We start from the raw sequence: 13,226 nt of genomic DNA, 5'->3' as shown, positions 1-13,226 counted from the left end.
GACAGACGGACGGATGCCCTGCCGGGCCGCTTCGGGGGCCGTTCGCGGCGTCGGGCGCGGCGAGAATACAACAGATCCGCGCCGCGGATGTGACAACGCCCCGCCGGGAACCCGGACGGGGCGTCGTTGGCAAGCCGCGCGCCGCAGCGCCGCGGCGGCCCGCAATCAGCTTGCGTTGACTTCGCGGAGCACCGTGCGGCGCTTCTGGCGCAGCAGTTCCTCGTAGCCCTTCACGTAGTTCTGCGCCATCACCTTCGACGAGAAGCGGGCTTCGAATGCAGCGCGGACCTTCTCGCGCGGCAGCGTATCGAGGCGCTTGAGCGCGGCAACCGCCGACAGCTCGTCTTCGACGACGAAGCCCGACACGCCGTTGTCGATCACTTCCGGCACCGAGCCGCGCTTGAACGCGATCACCGGCGTGCCGCAAGCCATCGCCTCGATCATCACCAGGCCGAAGGGCTCCGGCCAGTCGATCGGGAACAGCAGCGCGTGCGCGTTGCCGAGGAATTCGGTCTTTTCGGACTCGCTGATTTCGCCGATGTACTCGACGTGCGGCAGCGCGAACAGCGGCTTGATCTTCTCTTCGTAGTACGCGCGGTCAGCCTTGTCGAGCTTCGCGGCGATCTTGATCGGCAGGCCGGCCTGCTCGGCGATACGGATCGCCGTGTCGACGCGCTTCTCGGGCGAGATGCGGCCCAGGAACGCGAGGTAGCTCGGCTTCACGTTCGGGATCGGCGTCAGCAGGTTTTCCGGCAGGCCGTGGTAGACGGTCGACAGCCAGTTCGCCTGCGGCAGCGGGATGCGCTGGTTGTCGGAGATCGACACGACCGGCACGTCGCTGAATGCGTTGAAGATCGGCTGCAGTTCCGGCAGGTCGAGACGGCCGTGCATCGTCGTCAGATGCGGGACCGGCTGGCGCGAGAACAGCGAGAACGGGTAGTAGTCGATGTGGCAGTGCAGGACATCGAACTCTTCCGCGCGGCGGCGCACCTGCTCGAGGAGCAGCATGTGCGGAGCCATCACGTCGCGGATCGTCGGGTCGAGGCGCAGCGCCTGCGGCCAGCAGGCTTCGAGCTTCGCGGAGGTTTGCGAATCGCCGCTCGCGAAGAGCGTGACGTCATGCCCCATCTCGACGAGCGCTTCGGTGAGGTAGGACACCACTCGCTCGGTACCACCGTACAGTTTCGGGGGCACCGCTTCGTGCAACGGAGCGATTTGGGCGATTCGCATGCGTAACTCCTAAAAAATCGGCTAAAAACCAGGTATGGGTCGGCAACCTGCCGGCGGTCCGGGCTGGATGCGTGTCGTCCGAAGATCGGACGAATCAGCCTGCCGGGGGCGTCAAACCCGCGCTGCTCAAGGAGCGTCGGCGACGCGACAGGCATAGAACGTTTGAAACGAAGACCCGTTGACAGGGGTTCGTAAAAAACCTGGAATCGAACCCGGAGCCGATTATCTAGGGTTAATCCCGATACGGCGCACAACATTTCAAACACTTTACTTTGTTACAAAGGTGCAACACTTTGCAACCCGCGGACTTGGGTGTCCGTTCTAGAGTGGAAGGCCCTTTTGGCATTCCTTGACCCCGTGACCGCCGGCAGCGTGATTCCGGCACATGAGGCAGGACGGGATGCCGGATTTTATCTCAAAATCGACCGCGAGCCCCTGGCCAAGGCAAGATTCGCGCAGCGCGACACGCGGGCTTGTTTACAATGCCGGATTATTCAGTCCGGGCGAACGCCGGCCTGCGACCCAGCCGCCACGCTCACTCACCGAATCACCGCACGCATATTTTGGAATCTCTCACCCCTGCCCAGCGCAACGCCCACAACGCGAAGCTGTCGAGCTACGCGCATCGACCGATTGCGTTCCTGTTCCGCTACATCCGCCTGCATCCTGTCGCCCACCTGATCGTGCTCTGCAGCGTGCTGGCCGCCGTCGGCTGCGCGCTCGGCTCGCAATACGCGATCAAGCACCTGATCGACGTGCTGGCGACCGGGCGGCATCACCCCGGCCCGCTGTGGAGCGCATTCGCGCTGCTCGTCGGGCTGATCGCGGCCGACAACCTGCTGTGGCGCGTCGGCGGCTGGTTCGCCGCGCACACGTTCGTCGCGGTCACCGGCGATCTGCGGCGCGACCTGTTCCAGTACCTGATCGGCCATTCGCCCACCTACTACGCGGAAAAGCAGCCCGGCACGCTCGCGAGCCGCATCACGGCCACGTCGAACGCCGTCTACACGTCGGAGAACACGATGGCGTGGAACGTGCTGCCGCCGTGCATCGCGGTGATGGGCGCGATCCTGATGATCATCGTCGTCAATCCGATGATGGCCGCCGGCCTGCTCGGCTGCTCCGCAGTGCTCTCCGTCGTGCTGTTCAAGCTGGCCGGGCGCGGCTCGGCGCGCCACCACGCGTTTGCGGCGAAGGCTGCGGCGGTCGACGGCGAGCTCGTCGACGTGATCGGCAACATGGGCCTCGTGCGCGCGTTCGGGATGACGCTGCGCGAACAGAAGCGCTTCGGCGCAACGGTCAAGGCCGAGATGGATGCGCGCCAGCAGAGCCTGCTCTATCTCGAGAAGCTGCGCCTGCTGCACGCGGTGATCACCGCGATGCTGTCCGCCGGCCTGCTCGGCTGGGCCCTGTGGCTGTGGGACCAGGGCCGCGCGACGTCGGGCGACATCGTGCTCGTCAGCTCGCTCGGCTTCACGATCCTGCACGGCACGCGCGATCTCGCGGTCGCGCTCGTCGACGTCACGCAGCACATCGCGCGCCTGTCCGAAGCGGTGAAAACGCTGCTCGAGCCGCACGGGATGCCTGACCGCTCCGACGCGCAACCGCTGTCGGCCAAGGGCGGCCGCGTCGATTTCGAGCGCGTGACGTTCGCGTATCCGCACCGCCGCGCGATCCTCGACCACTTCGACCTCCATATCGAGCCGGGCCAGCGCGTCGGCCTGATCGGCAAGTCGGGCGCCGGCAAGTCGACCGTGCTCGCGCTGCTGCAGCGCTTCTACGACACGCAGGACGGCGCCGTGAAGGTCGACGGCCAGGACGTGAAGACGATCACGCAGGACAGCCTGCGCCAGGCGATCGCGCTCGTGCCGCAGGACATCTCGCTGCTGCACCGGACGATCTACGACAATATCGCGTACGGTCGCCCCGAAGCGACCCGTGACGAAGTGCTCGCCGCCGCGCGCGACGCCCGCTGCGCGGAATTCATCGAAGCGATGCCGGAAGGCTATGACACGATCGTCGGCGACCGCGGCGTCAAGCTGTCGGGCGGCCAGCGCCAGCGTATCGCGATCGCGCGCGCGATCCTGAAGGATGCGCCGATCCTGCTGCTCGACGAAGCGACGTCCGCACTCGACAGCGCGTCCGAGGAAGCGATCCAGAGCGCGCTCGACCGCCTGATGGTCGGCCGCACGGTGATCGCGATCGCCCACCGCCTGTCGACGCTGCGCAACTTCGACCGGATCATCGTGATGAACAACGGCAAGGTGATCGACGACGGCGCGCCCGACGTGCTGCGCAACCGCCCCGGCCTGTACCGCGACCTGCTCGCCAAACAGCACGGCCGCCACCACCCGGCCCCCGACGGCAGCACGCCGACCGGCGAACGCGTGGCCTGACATACCGGCCCGCAGCCGACAAAAAAGCCGCAGTGCGCGACGCACTGCGGCTTTTTCATTGCTCGATGAACCGTCGGTTACGCGTGCTGCAGATCGCGCAGGAAGTTGTCGCGCCACACCGACACGTTGTTCTCGCGAAGCTGCGCGATCATGTCCGTATAACGCGCACGCCGTTCGGCGAGCGGCATCGTCAGCGCCTGCGACAGCGCATCGGCCATCCCGTCGATATCGATCGGATTGACGATCAGCGCTCCCGTCAGCTCGCGTGCGGCGCCCGCGAAGCGCGACAGCACGAGCACGCCCGGATCCTCCGGGTTCTGCGCGGATACGTACTCCTTCGCGACGAGGTTCATCCCGTCGCGCAGCGGCGTCACGTAGCCGACCCGCGCGAGCCGGTACAGCGCGGCAAGCAGCTGGCGGTCGTACTGGCGATGGATATAGAGGATCGGCGCCCAGTCGAGCTCGGCGAAGCGTCCGTTGATGCGCCCGGACTCCCCTTCGAGCTGCAGGCGGATGTCCTGGTACGCGCGCAGCTCCGCGCGGGTCGACGGCGCGATCTGCAGGAACGACACGCGATTGCGATGCGACGGCTCGTGCTCGAGCAGCTTCTCGAACGCACGGAAGCGCTCGACGAGCCCCTTCGAATAATCGAGCCGGTCGACGCTCATGATCAGCTTGCGGCCGCGCAGCGAGGTCGCGAGCGTGCGCACCGCCTTGCCGTGCTCGCCGGCCTGCGCGAGCGACGCGATCTCGTCCGGATGCACGCCGATCGGATACGCGGCCGCGCGCAGCGTCCGGCCGAATGCTCGCACCGTCGCCAGGTGGCCGTCGCGCTCGATCGCGCCGTCCGCCTCCGATTCGATGTAGTCGCAGAATGCGCGCAGGTCGGGTTCGGTCTGGAAACCGAGCAGGTCGAACGCGCACAGCGACTCGACGAGGTCGCGATGCGGCGGCACGCTGACGAGCACCTGCGCAGCCGGAAACGGGATGTGCAGGAAGAAGCCGATGCGATTCTTCACGCCGGCCGCGCGCAGTGCGCGCGCGAACGGGATCAGGTGATAGTCGTGCACCCAGATCACGTCGTCGTCCTGCAGCAGCGGCACGAGCTGCTGGGCGAGCCACACGTTCACGCGGCTGTAGCCTTCGAACTCGTGACGGTCGTACTGGATCAGGTCGGTGCGGTAGTGAAACGCCGGCCACAGCGTCGCGTTCGAGAAGCCGCGGTAATACTGGTCGTAGTCGCGCCGCGACAGGCCGATGGTGGCGAACGTGACCGGCCCGTGCTCCTCGACGCGGATCTGCGGCGCGCCGGACGCGACGACCTCGCCGCTCCAGCCGAACCACATGCCGCCCGTCTCCTTCAGCGCATCGTAGACGCCGATCGCGAGACCGCCCGCCGCCGGTTCGCCTTCCGAAATCGGCGCGACGCGGTTTGAAACAATGATGAGGCGACTCATGCGTCCGGCTGCTCCGCACCGAGCCAGCGCGCGATCTGCTCATGCAGCGCGTCGACCGAATCGAGCCGCGTGCGGGCGGACGTCTCGCCCGCGCCGACCTTGATCGACAGCCCGCCGCGCGCGTTGACCACCGCGAAGCCCTTCTCGTCGGTCAGGTCGTCGCCCGCGAATACCGGCACACGGCCGGCAAACGGCGGCTCGTCGAGGAACGCAGCGAGCGCGCGCCCCTTGTCGACGCCTTTCGGCTTGATCTCGAACACCATCTTGCCCGGCTGCAGCACATACGCATCGGCATAGTCGGCGACGAGGCGCTCGGTGGCCGCGCGCGCCGCCGCCTCGCGCTCGGGCGCGTTGCGATAGTGCAGCGCGACGGCCGCGCCCTTGATTTCGAGCAGCATGCCCGGATGACGGTCGACGACGGCCGCCAGCTCGCGCTCGATGCGCAGCAGGCGTTCGTCGTTGAAGCCGATGCGCTGCGTGTCGCCGTTCGCATCGCGGCGCTCTGCACCGTGCAGGCCGGCGATCGGCATGCCGGGCATCTTCAGGAACGTGTCGATATTGTCGATGCCGCGCCCGGACACGATCGCGACCGCGCCGTGCGAGCGGCGCTGCAGCTCGTCGAGCAGCGTCAGCAGCGACGGCGGAACATGAATGCTGTCGGGCGTCGGCGCCAGTTCGACGAGCGTGCCGTCGAAGTCGAAGAAGAACGCGGTGTCGGTCAGGGACAGGGAAGCCGGAACGGATTGCATCGACTCGATAGTGTGAGGGTCGGCCGGCAAACGCCGGGCGGCCGCTGCGCGAATGGAATTGTGCGCATCTTACCGCGCCTGCGCATCGAGATGGGCGAAACCGGCGCGGCGCCGGCATGGCGCTGCCGCCTGCGTCAACTGCGACATATTGCCCCGCTCGCCCGCGGCGTACGGGTTTCGAAAGGACGCGGGCGCGCGAATTGCGCTACAGTCGCAACCGCCTGCCGCGCGACGCATGGCACCGCGCCGGCCGGTCAACCTTCCGTCCGATCGAGCCCCAGGATGTCGTCTGCCTGCACCACGCCGCACCGGCGCTTTTCCCGCCTCATCCGCACGGCCGCGGCCCTCGCCGCCGCCGTGGCGCTCGCCGCGTGCACGCACGACGAGCCGCGCTGGAACCTGACCAACGTCACCGGCCACCTGCCCGACCTGTCGTTCACGCTGACGGGCGGCGACGGCCACCCCGTCGACGCCGATGCATTCCACGGCCAGGTCTCGCTCGTCTACTTCGGCTATACGCACTGCCCCGATGTCTGTCCCGAAACGATGGCGCGGCTGATGGAGGTGCTGGCGAAGCTCGGCCCGAAGGCAAGCAACGTGCGCATCCTGTTCGTCTCGGTCGACCCTGCGCGCGACACGCCGCAGGCAATGCAATCGTATGTCGCCGCATTCGACGCCGCGCATGCACGCGGCCTGACCGGCACCGATCGCCAGATCGAATCGCTCGCGAAGCGCTATCGCGTCGCATACCAGATGGAGAAGCGCGATCCGTCCGGCGGCTACGAAGTCACGCACAGCTCGGCCGTCTACATCTTCGACGCGAGCGGCCGCGCCCGCCTGCTTGCGACCGACCGCGACTCGCCCGACGCCATCGCCGCCGATGTGCGCCGGATCATCGACACCGCCTCCACTACCTGAATTCATCCCGACATGAAAACGAAAACGACCCTCAAGACGCTCGCCCTCCTCGCCGCGCTGTGCGCAGGCGCCCACGCGTATGCCGCCGGCGCGATCACCGCACAGAACGCGTGGGTGCGCTGGCTGCCGAACAAGCTGCCGGCCGGCGGCTACGTGACGCTCGTGAACACGAGCGACAAGCCGGTCGATCTCGTCGACGTCGACAGCCCCGACTACGGGATGGCGATGCTGCACCAGACCGTCTCGAACGGTTCGACGCAGAAAATGGAAATGGTCGACAAGCTGACGATCCCCGCGCGCGGCAAGGTCGACATCGCGCCGGGCGGCTATCACTTCATGCTCGAGGAGCCGAAGCACGCGATCAAGCCGGGCGACACCGTGCACCTGCGCCTGAAGTTCTCCGACGGCGAAACGGTCGATGCGCCGTTCGCCGTGAAGTCGCCGGCCCAGGCGAAGTGATGCGCGCGCGATGAACGTCCTGTACTGGCTCGATCCGTGGGAACCGTCGCCCACCGTGGTGATCGCGGTACTGACCGCCGCCGTGCTGTTCGCACGCGGCGCGAAGAAGGCGAAGGTGTCACCGCTGCGGCAGTTCTCGTTCTGGTTCGGGCTGACGGCGCTCTACATCGCACTGCATACACGGCTCGACTATTTCTTCGAGCACGAGTTCTTCCTGCACCGCGCGCAGCATCTGGTGCTGCACCACCTCGGGCCGTTCTTCATCGCGCTGTCGTATCCGGGCGCGTCGATTCGCGCGGGCATTCCGTTTCGCTGGCGGCAGCGTTTCGTGCGCCCCGCGCTCGCGTGGGCGCCCGTGCGCGCGACGCTCAACCTGGTGTTCCATCCCGTCGTCGCGGTCGTGCTGTTCGTCGGGCTGATCTATTTCTGGCTGCTGTCGCCGATTCACTTCATCGCGATGCTCGACTGGCGTCTCTATCGCGTGATGAACTGGAGCATGGTGATCGACGGGCTGCTGTTCTGGTGGCTCGTCGTCGATCCGCGGCCCGCGCCGCCCGCACGGCTGTCGCCGGGCCGCCGGATCCTGATCGTCGTCGCGGCGATCCCGCCGCAGATCGCGCTCGGCGCGCTGATCTTCTTCACGCCGCACGAGCTGTATCCGATCTACTCGATCTGCGGACGCGCGTTCACGTGGCTCAGCCCGCTGCGCGACCAGCAGATCGGCGGCCTGCTGCTGTGGATTCCGGGTTCGATGATGAGCGTGATCGGCGCGCTGATCGCGCTGCGGCACTGGCTGCGGCTGTCCGCGCGCGGCCGTCTGGTCGATGAACGGGCCGCGCAGCGCGCGGACCAGCCGCCGGTGGCGCACGCCGCGCACTGACTGCTGCTGCGCGGCGCGTCGCGCATCACGCGCGTGCGCTGCTCATCCACACGTGCGGGATGCCGTCCTCGTCGTGCACTTCCGAACTCGGCGCAAAGCCGAATGCCCCGTAAAAACGCTGCAAGTGGGCCTGCGCATGCAGGCTCACCGGCGTATCCGGCCACTGCGCGCGGATCTGCTCGAGCGCGCGCGACAGCAGTTCGTTGCCGAGGCCTGCGCCGCGAAACGCGGCGGTCGTCAGCACGCGGCCGATGCGTACGTCGGTGTTCTGCGCATCGGGCAGCAGCACACGCAGATAGCCGGCCACGCGACCGGCCGGATCGAAGGCCGCCAGGTGCCATGCGGCCTGATCCGCGTCGTCGATGTCGCGATACACGCAGTTCTGCTCGACGACGAACACCGCGCTGCGTGCTTCGAGGATCGAATAGACTTCGCGCGCCGTCAGCGCGTCGAAGGATTTCCAGCGCCAGTCGAGATCGGCGGCGCTCGGGGATGCAGCGGATGCGTTCATGGTCGGTCCTGATTCGGGCGCGCCGGCCGGCGCGCGGCAATCGACGATTATGCCTCGAAGCACCCTCGCCGCGCGACCGACCGTCCGCGCGCAAAAAAAGGCCCCGCATTGCGCGGGGCCTGTCCGTCATGCCGGCATCTGGCCGAAGCGGCCGCTGTTGAAGTCCTCGATCGCGGTACGGATCTCCGCTTGCGAGTTCATCACGAACGGCCCGTAGCCGACGACGGGTTCGTCGATCGGTTCACCGCTCAGGATCAGCAGCTTCGCGTCGCCGTTCGCTTCGATCTCGACGTCGCTGCCGTCGCGGCCGAGTTGCACGAACTGCGCTTCGCGGGCGACCGTTTCGCCGTTCACCTGCACGGTACCGCCCAGCACGACCACCGCGAGCGTACTCCCTTCGGCGACCGGGAATCGCGCATGGCCGCCGGCCACGAGCCGCACGTCCCATACGTCGATCGGCGTATGCGTGCGGGCCGGGCCGCGCCGCCCGTCGAGTTCACCCGCGATGATCCGCGCACGCCCCGCGCCGTCCGGCAGCTCGACCACGGGGATGTCGGCGTTCAGCAGCGTCTGGTAGCCGGGCGCGCCCATCTTGTCCGCGGCGGGCAGGTTCACCCACAGCTGCACCATCTCGAGCGGGCCGCCCCGCTGCGTGAATCCTTCCGAGTGGAATTCCTCATGCAGGATCCCGCTCGCAGCCGTCATCCACTGCACGTCGCCCGGGCCGATCACGCCGCCCGCGCCGGTCGAGTCGCGGTGCGCGACCTCGCCGTCATAGACGATCGTCACCGTTTCGAACCCGCGGTGCGGATGCTGGCCGACACCGCGCGGCGCCGAGACCGAACCCGGCTCGAACGTGGTCGGGCCGGCGTAGTCGAGGAGCAGGAACGGGCTCAGGTGCGCGCCGTGGGACTGGTAGCTGAACATCGAACGCACCGGGAAACCGTCGCCGACCCAATGGCCGCGCGGCGCACTGTACACACCCTGGATCTTCTTCATTGCCTTCTCCGAATTGCGGCGAAACACGTGTTTCGCATCCTGGGTAGAAATATAGTGGTGGAACGATCGATCCGGTAGACTGCCAAAATCGCACTCAGCGTTCCATTTCATGAACGATAAAGCGCGGGATCTGAACGATCTCTACTACTTCGTGCAGGTCGTCGAACACGGCGGCTTCGCACCGGCCGGGCGGGCGCTGGACATGCCGAAATCGAAGCTGAGCCGACGCATCGCGCTGCTCGAGGCGCGGCTCGGGATGCGGCTGATCCAGCGCTCGACGCGCCGCTTCACGGTTACCGACGTCGGCCAGACCTATTACGCGCATTGCCGCGCGATGCTCGTCGAGGCCGATGCCGCCGACGAAGCGATCGCGCTGCTGCACGAGGAGCCGCGCGGCATCGTGCGCGTCAGTTGCCCGATCGTGCTGCTCGATTCGCTGGTCGGCACGATGATCGCCGCGTTCATGGTCGCGTGCCCGCGCGTCGAGATTCATCTGGAAGCGACCAACCGGCGCGTCGACGTGGTCGGCGAAGGGATCGACGTCGCGATCCGCGTACGCCCGCCGCCGCTCGAAGACAGCGATCTCGCGCTGCGCGTGCTGGCCGAGCGCGGCCAGTGCCTTGTCGCAAGCCCGGCTCTGCTGCGCGAGCAGGGTGCCCCGGCCGTTCCCGCCGATCTCGCGCGCCTGCCGAGCCTGGATCACGGCGCCCCTCAGTCCGCGCACGTGTGGCGGCTGCGCGGGCCCGACGGCGCTCACGCGGAAATTCATCACCAGCCGCGCTTCGTGACGGGCGGCATGCTCGCGCTGCGCGCGGCGGCCGTGGCAGGCGTCGGCATCGTGCAGTTGCCGACGATGATGGTGCGCGATGAGGTCGCGCGCGGCGAGCTGGTGATCGTGCTGCCCGACTGGGCGCCGCGCCGCGAAATCGTGCACGCGGTGTTCGCGTCGCGCCGGGGGTTGCTGCCCGCGGTGCGTGCCCTGCTGGATTTTCTCGCGGAGCGGTTTGCCGAACTCGAACCCGATTGAGCGCGCCGCTTCACGCGTGACCGGCCGCTGCAAACCCGGCGCGCGTGCCGTAGACTGCGGTACGCGCATCGCGCATTTCACAACCCTGATCGCTTTCCCGCCATGTTCACGCTGTCCAACGACCCCAACGCCTCCAAGGCCGATCAATACGCGACGCTCGTCGAGCAAGCTCGCGCGCTCGTCGAATCCGAACGCGACCTGACCGCGAACGCGGCCAACTTCTCCGCGCTGGTCTACCACTCGCTCGACCGTCTCAACTGGGCCGGCTTCTACTTCTTCGACGGGACGGAACTCGTGGTCGGGCCGTTCCAGGGCAAGCCCGCCTGCGTGCGGATCGCGCTCGGCAAGGGCGTGTGCGGCACGGCCGCGCAGACGCGCGAGACGCAGGTCGTGCGCGACGTGCATGACTTCCCCGGCCATATCGCGTGCGACGCCGCATCGGAGTCGGAAATCGTCGTGCCACTGGTGGCCGCCGACGGCACGCTGTTCGGCGTGTGGGACGTCGACAGCCCGGTCGCCGCGCGCTTCGACGACGAAGACCGCAAGGGGATGGAAGCGCTGTGCCGCGTGTTCGTCGAACACGCATGGCAGAAGGCGCGCGGTTGAGCGGCGGCCTGGCCGCGCGCCTCCACCGAACAACCGGTCGCCGCGTTCGCGCGTAAATCGCGCGCACCGCGCAACCTCGAACGAAAACGAAACGGGCCCCGCAAAGGGGCCCGTTCCACTGTGCTACCGCACCACCCTTCGTGGCGCCCTGCAGGTATCAGGCGGCGTGCGTGCCCGACAGCGCCGGGAACGCCTGCGGCTTCGCGTCTTCGGTCAGCACCTCGAAGCCCGTTTCCGTCACGACGACCATGTGCTCCCACTGGGCCGACAGCGAATGGTCCTTCGTGACGACCGTCCAGCCGTCCGCCAGCATGCGCGTGTCGCGCTTGCCCGCGTTGAGCATCGGCTCGATCGTGAAGATCATCCCCGGCCGAAGCGGCACGCCGGTGCCCGGACGGCCGTAGTGAAGCACCTGCGGTTCGTCGTGATAGACATCGCCGATGCCGTGCCCGCAGTATTCGCGAACCACGCTGAAGCCTTCGCGATGCGCGACCTGCTGGATCGCGTAGCCGACGTCGCCGAGCGTCGCACCCGGACGCACCGCGCGAATGCCCGCGTGCATCGCCTCATAGGTCGTCGCGACGAGGCGTCGTGCGAGCTCGTTCGGTTCGCCGACGAAATACATGCGGCTCGTATCGCCGAACCAGCCGTCCTTGATCACCGCGATGTCGAGGTTCACGATGTCGCCGTCGCGCAGTGGCCGCGACGTCGGAATGCCGTGGCACACCACGTGGTTGACCGACGTGCACAGCGTCTTCGGATAGCCGTGGTAGCCGATGTTCGCCGGGATCGCGCCAAGCACGTCGACGATGTATTCGCGGCAGAGCACGTCCAGTTCGTCGGTGGTGACACCCGGCTTCACGTGCTCGGTGATCATCGTCAGCACCTGCGACGCGAGCTTCGCGGCTTCGCGCGACTTGGCGATTTCCGCGGCACCGCGGATCGGGATCTCTCGTTTCGCCATTACGCCACCTGCTCGATGCCGTGCTCGACCGGTTCCGCCGGCCCCGTCTCACCGCCCCGTGCTTCGGCCTCGATCAGCATCCGGCAGATGTCGCCATAGGACAGCGCCGGATTGAGTTCCGCCAGCATCCCGACCCGCAGCCAGTGTTCGGCCTGCGCATTGATCGAGCGGCTCAGCGCCGTGCTGGTCGAGCGCAGCCGCTCGTGCATGTGCTCGGAAATCTTGATGATGCCCATATATCCCCAATTAAACGAAACGTAGTCAATTCGTATATTACGCCGTGCACGACTGCCGGGCAAGCCGTTCGAATTCCGTCGAGCCGCCTGGGATCGATACCGTTGACATCGAATTCCAGTTTGCTGGAAAATAAATCCATCATGAAAGAATCAGCCACCGCCGTTGCCGACGACACCGGCATCAACGAACGCATCGCCCGGCGCGTACGCGACCTGCGCACCGTGCGAGGCTACACGCTCGACGCGCTGGCCGCGCGCTCGGGCGTCAGCCGTTCGATGATCTCGCTCATCGAACGCGCGTCGGCCAGCCCGACGGCCGTCGTGCTCGACAAGCTCGCGGCCGGGCTCGGCGTGTCGCTGGCCGGGCTGTTCGGCGGCGACCAGGACGACACGCCCGCGCAGCCGCTGGCCCGCCGCGCGCAGCAGGCCGAATGGCGAGACCCTGCGTCCGGCTATGTGCGCCGCAACCTCTCCCCGGCCGGCTGGCCGTCGCCGATCCAGCTCGTCGAGGTGGATTTCCCGCCCGGTGCACGCGTCGCGTACGACAGCGGCGGACGCGAAAGCGCGCTGCATCAGCAGGTGTGGGTGATCAGCGGCCGCGTCGACGTCACGTTCGGCGACGCGCTTCACGAACTTAACGAAGGCGACTGCCTGGCCATGCGGCTCGACCGGCCGCTGATTTTCAGCAATCCGTCGCCGCATGCCGCCCGCTATGTCGTCGCGATCTGCGATGCGCCTGCTGCCGCCGGCGTGCGGAACCTCTGATGAGCGCGTCGTCGCAGCAGCAATGCGCG

General features: G+C 67.4%; 14 protein-coding genes. 7 read left to right on the top strand and 7 right to left on the bottom strand.

What is annotated here, in order from left to right; translation table 11 throughout:
- Positions 1-165 precede the first annotated feature (165 nt).
- Positions 166-1,230 carry a glycosyltransferase family 4 protein gene (locus tag LXE91_RS10695; protein WP_006476459.1) on the bottom strand — a complete coding sequence of 355 codons (1,065 nt, stop codon included), beginning with the start codon at positions 1,228-1,230 and terminating at the stop codon, positions 166-168.
- Positions 1,231-1,793: 563 nt separating this feature from the next.
- Between LXE91_RS10695 and LXE91_RS10690 the strand changes: the two genes are divergently transcribed.
- A complete protein-coding gene (locus LXE91_RS10690; protein WP_039348308.1) occupies positions 1,794-3,626 on the top strand; it encodes an ABC transporter ATP-binding protein in 1,833 nt (610 codons plus the stop codon).
- A 77-nt stretch (positions 3,627-3,703) separates the two neighbouring features.
- On the opposite strand, the gene otsA is transcribed toward LXE91_RS10690, so the two are convergent.
- The gene (otsA, locus tag LXE91_RS10685; RefSeq protein ID WP_039348312.1) at positions 3,704-5,083 is read right to left on the bottom strand and encodes an alpha,alpha-trehalose-phosphate synthase (UDP-forming); all 1,380 of its coding nucleotides are present in this window, start codon (positions 5,081-5,083) and stop codon (positions 3,704-3,706) included.
- On the bottom strand, positions 5,080-5,832 hold the full coding sequence (gene otsB / locus LXE91_RS10680; protein ID WP_039348314.1) for a trehalose-phosphatase: 753 nt from the start codon (positions 5,830-5,832) through the stop codon (positions 5,080-5,082). Before otsB ends, otsA begins: the two co-directional genes overlap by 4 nt.
- Positions 5,833-6,114: 282 nt before the next feature.
- Here otsB and LXE91_RS10675 point away from each other — a divergent pair, with 282 nt between their 5' ends.
- Genes LXE91_RS10675 through LXE91_RS10665 form a run of 3 tightly spaced genes read left to right on the top strand, consistent with a single transcriptional unit; the run spans position 6,115 to position 8,089 of the window.
- Positions 6,115-6,750 (top strand): SCO family protein, encoded by a 636-nt coding sequence (locus LXE91_RS10675; RefSeq protein ID WP_039348316.1) that lies wholly within the window; start codon positions 6,115-6,117, stop codon positions 6,748-6,750.
- 12 nt (positions 6,751-6,762) lie between these two features.
- Entirely contained in the window at positions 6,763-7,209 is a 447-nt protein-coding gene (locus LXE91_RS10670) for a copper chaperone PCu(A)C (RefSeq protein WP_011351435.1), read from the top strand.
- 10 nt (positions 7,210-7,219) lie between these two features.
- Positions 7,220-8,089: a cytochrome c oxidase assembly protein gene (locus LXE91_RS10665; RefSeq protein WP_039348319.1), complete on the top strand. Its 870-nt coding sequence runs from the start codon at positions 7,220-7,222 to the stop codon at positions 8,087-8,089.
- A gap of 25 nt (positions 8,090-8,114) precedes the next feature.
- On the opposite strand, the gene LXE91_RS10660 is transcribed toward LXE91_RS10665, so the two are convergent.
- Complete coding sequence (locus LXE91_RS10660; protein WP_039348323.1) at positions 8,115-8,600, bottom strand: GNAT family N-acetyltransferase; 486 nt, start codon at positions 8,598-8,600, stop codon at positions 8,115-8,117.
- Positions 8,601-8,726: 126 nt separating this feature from the next.
- Positions 8,727-9,599 (bottom strand): pirin family protein, encoded by an 873-nt coding sequence (locus LXE91_RS10655; RefSeq protein ID WP_039348325.1) that lies wholly within the window; start codon positions 9,597-9,599, stop codon positions 8,727-8,729.
- A 109-nt stretch (positions 9,600-9,708) separates the two neighbouring features.
- Between LXE91_RS10655 and LXE91_RS10650 the strand changes: the two genes are divergently transcribed.
- Complete coding sequence (locus LXE91_RS10650) at positions 9,709-10,626, top strand: LysR family transcriptional regulator (RefSeq protein WP_039348327.1); 918 nt, start codon at positions 9,709-9,711, stop codon at positions 10,624-10,626.
- 102 nt (positions 10,627-10,728) lie between these two features.
- Positions 10,729-11,232, top strand: a complete 504-nt coding sequence (locus tag LXE91_RS10645; RefSeq protein ID WP_039348330.1) for a GAF domain-containing protein — start codon at positions 10,729-10,731, stop codon at positions 11,230-11,232.
- Between the two features lie 157 nt (positions 11,233-11,389).
- Here LXE91_RS10645 and map read toward each other — a convergent pair whose 3' ends face one another.
- Both map and LXE91_RS10635 read right to left on the bottom strand, forming a co-directional pair.
- On the bottom strand, positions 11,390-12,196 hold the full coding sequence (gene map, locus LXE91_RS10640; protein ID WP_039348332.1) for a type I methionyl aminopeptidase: 807 nt from the start codon (positions 12,194-12,196) through the stop codon (positions 11,390-11,392).
- On the bottom strand, positions 12,196-12,432 hold the full coding sequence (locus LXE91_RS10635) for a ParD-like family protein (protein ID WP_039348336.1): 237 nt from the start codon (positions 12,430-12,432) through the stop codon (positions 12,196-12,198). The genes map and LXE91_RS10635 overlap by 1 nt, the downstream gene beginning before the upstream one ends.
- Before the next feature lie 141 nt (positions 12,433-12,573).
- Between LXE91_RS10635 and LXE91_RS10630 the strand changes: the two genes are divergently transcribed.
- Positions 12,574-13,197: a helix-turn-helix domain-containing protein gene (locus LXE91_RS10630; RefSeq protein ID WP_039348340.1), complete on the top strand. Its 624-nt coding sequence runs from the start codon at positions 12,574-12,576 to the stop codon at positions 13,195-13,197.
- Positions 13,198-13,226 lie beyond the last annotated feature (29 nt).

The sequence above is a fragment of the Burkholderia contaminans genome (genome assembly GCF_029633825.1).
Lineage (GTDB): Bacteria > Pseudomonadota > Gammaproteobacteria > Burkholderiales > Burkholderiaceae > Burkholderia > Burkholderia contaminans.
Note: the sequence above shows the minus strand (reverse complement) of the source record. Positions and strands in the feature narration are given on the sequence as shown.

Coding starts and splice junctions, on each gene's coding strand:
- LXE91_RS10695 (WP_006476459.1), bottom strand. CDS start 1,230: ATGCGAATCGCCCAAATCGCTCCGTTGCACGAAGCGGTGCCCCCGAAA.
- otsA (WP_039348312.1), bottom strand. CDS start 5,083: ATGAGTCGCCTCATCATTGTTTCAAACCGCGTCGCGCCGATTTCGGAA.
- otsB (WP_039348314.1), bottom strand. CDS start 5,832: ATGCAATCCGTTCCGGCTTCCCTGTCCCTGACCGACACCGCGTTCTTC.
- LXE91_RS10675 (WP_039348316.1), top strand. CDS start 6,115: ATGTCGTCTGCCTGCACCACGCCGCACCGGCGCTTTTCCCGCCTCATC.
- LXE91_RS10670 (WP_011351435.1), top strand. CDS start 6,763: ATGAAAACGAAAACGACCCTCAAGACGCTCGCCCTCCTCGCCGCGCTG.
- LXE91_RS10665 (WP_039348319.1), top strand. CDS start 7,220: ATGAACGTCCTGTACTGGCTCGATCCGTGGGAACCGTCGCCCACCGTG.
- LXE91_RS10660 (WP_039348323.1), bottom strand. CDS start 8,600: ATGAACGCATCCGCTGCATCCCCGAGCGCCGCCGATCTCGACTGGCGC.
- LXE91_RS10655 (WP_039348325.1), bottom strand. CDS start 9,599: ATGAAGAAGATCCAGGGTGTGTACAGTGCGCCGCGCGGCCATTGGGTC.
- LXE91_RS10650 (WP_039348327.1), top strand. CDS start 9,709: ATGAACGATAAAGCGCGGGATCTGAACGATCTCTACTACTTCGTGCAG.
- LXE91_RS10645 (WP_039348330.1), top strand. CDS start 10,729: ATGTTCACGCTGTCCAACGACCCCAACGCCTCCAAGGCCGATCAATAC.
- map (WP_039348332.1), bottom strand. CDS start 12,196: ATGGCGAAACGAGAGATCCCGATCCGCGGTGCCGCGGAAATCGCCAAG.
- LXE91_RS10635 (WP_039348336.1), bottom strand. CDS start 12,432: ATGGGCATCATCAAGATTTCCGAGCACATGCACGAGCGGCTGCGCTCG.
- LXE91_RS10630 (WP_039348340.1), top strand. CDS start 12,574: ATGAAAGAATCAGCCACCGCCGTTGCCGACGACACCGGCATCAACGAA.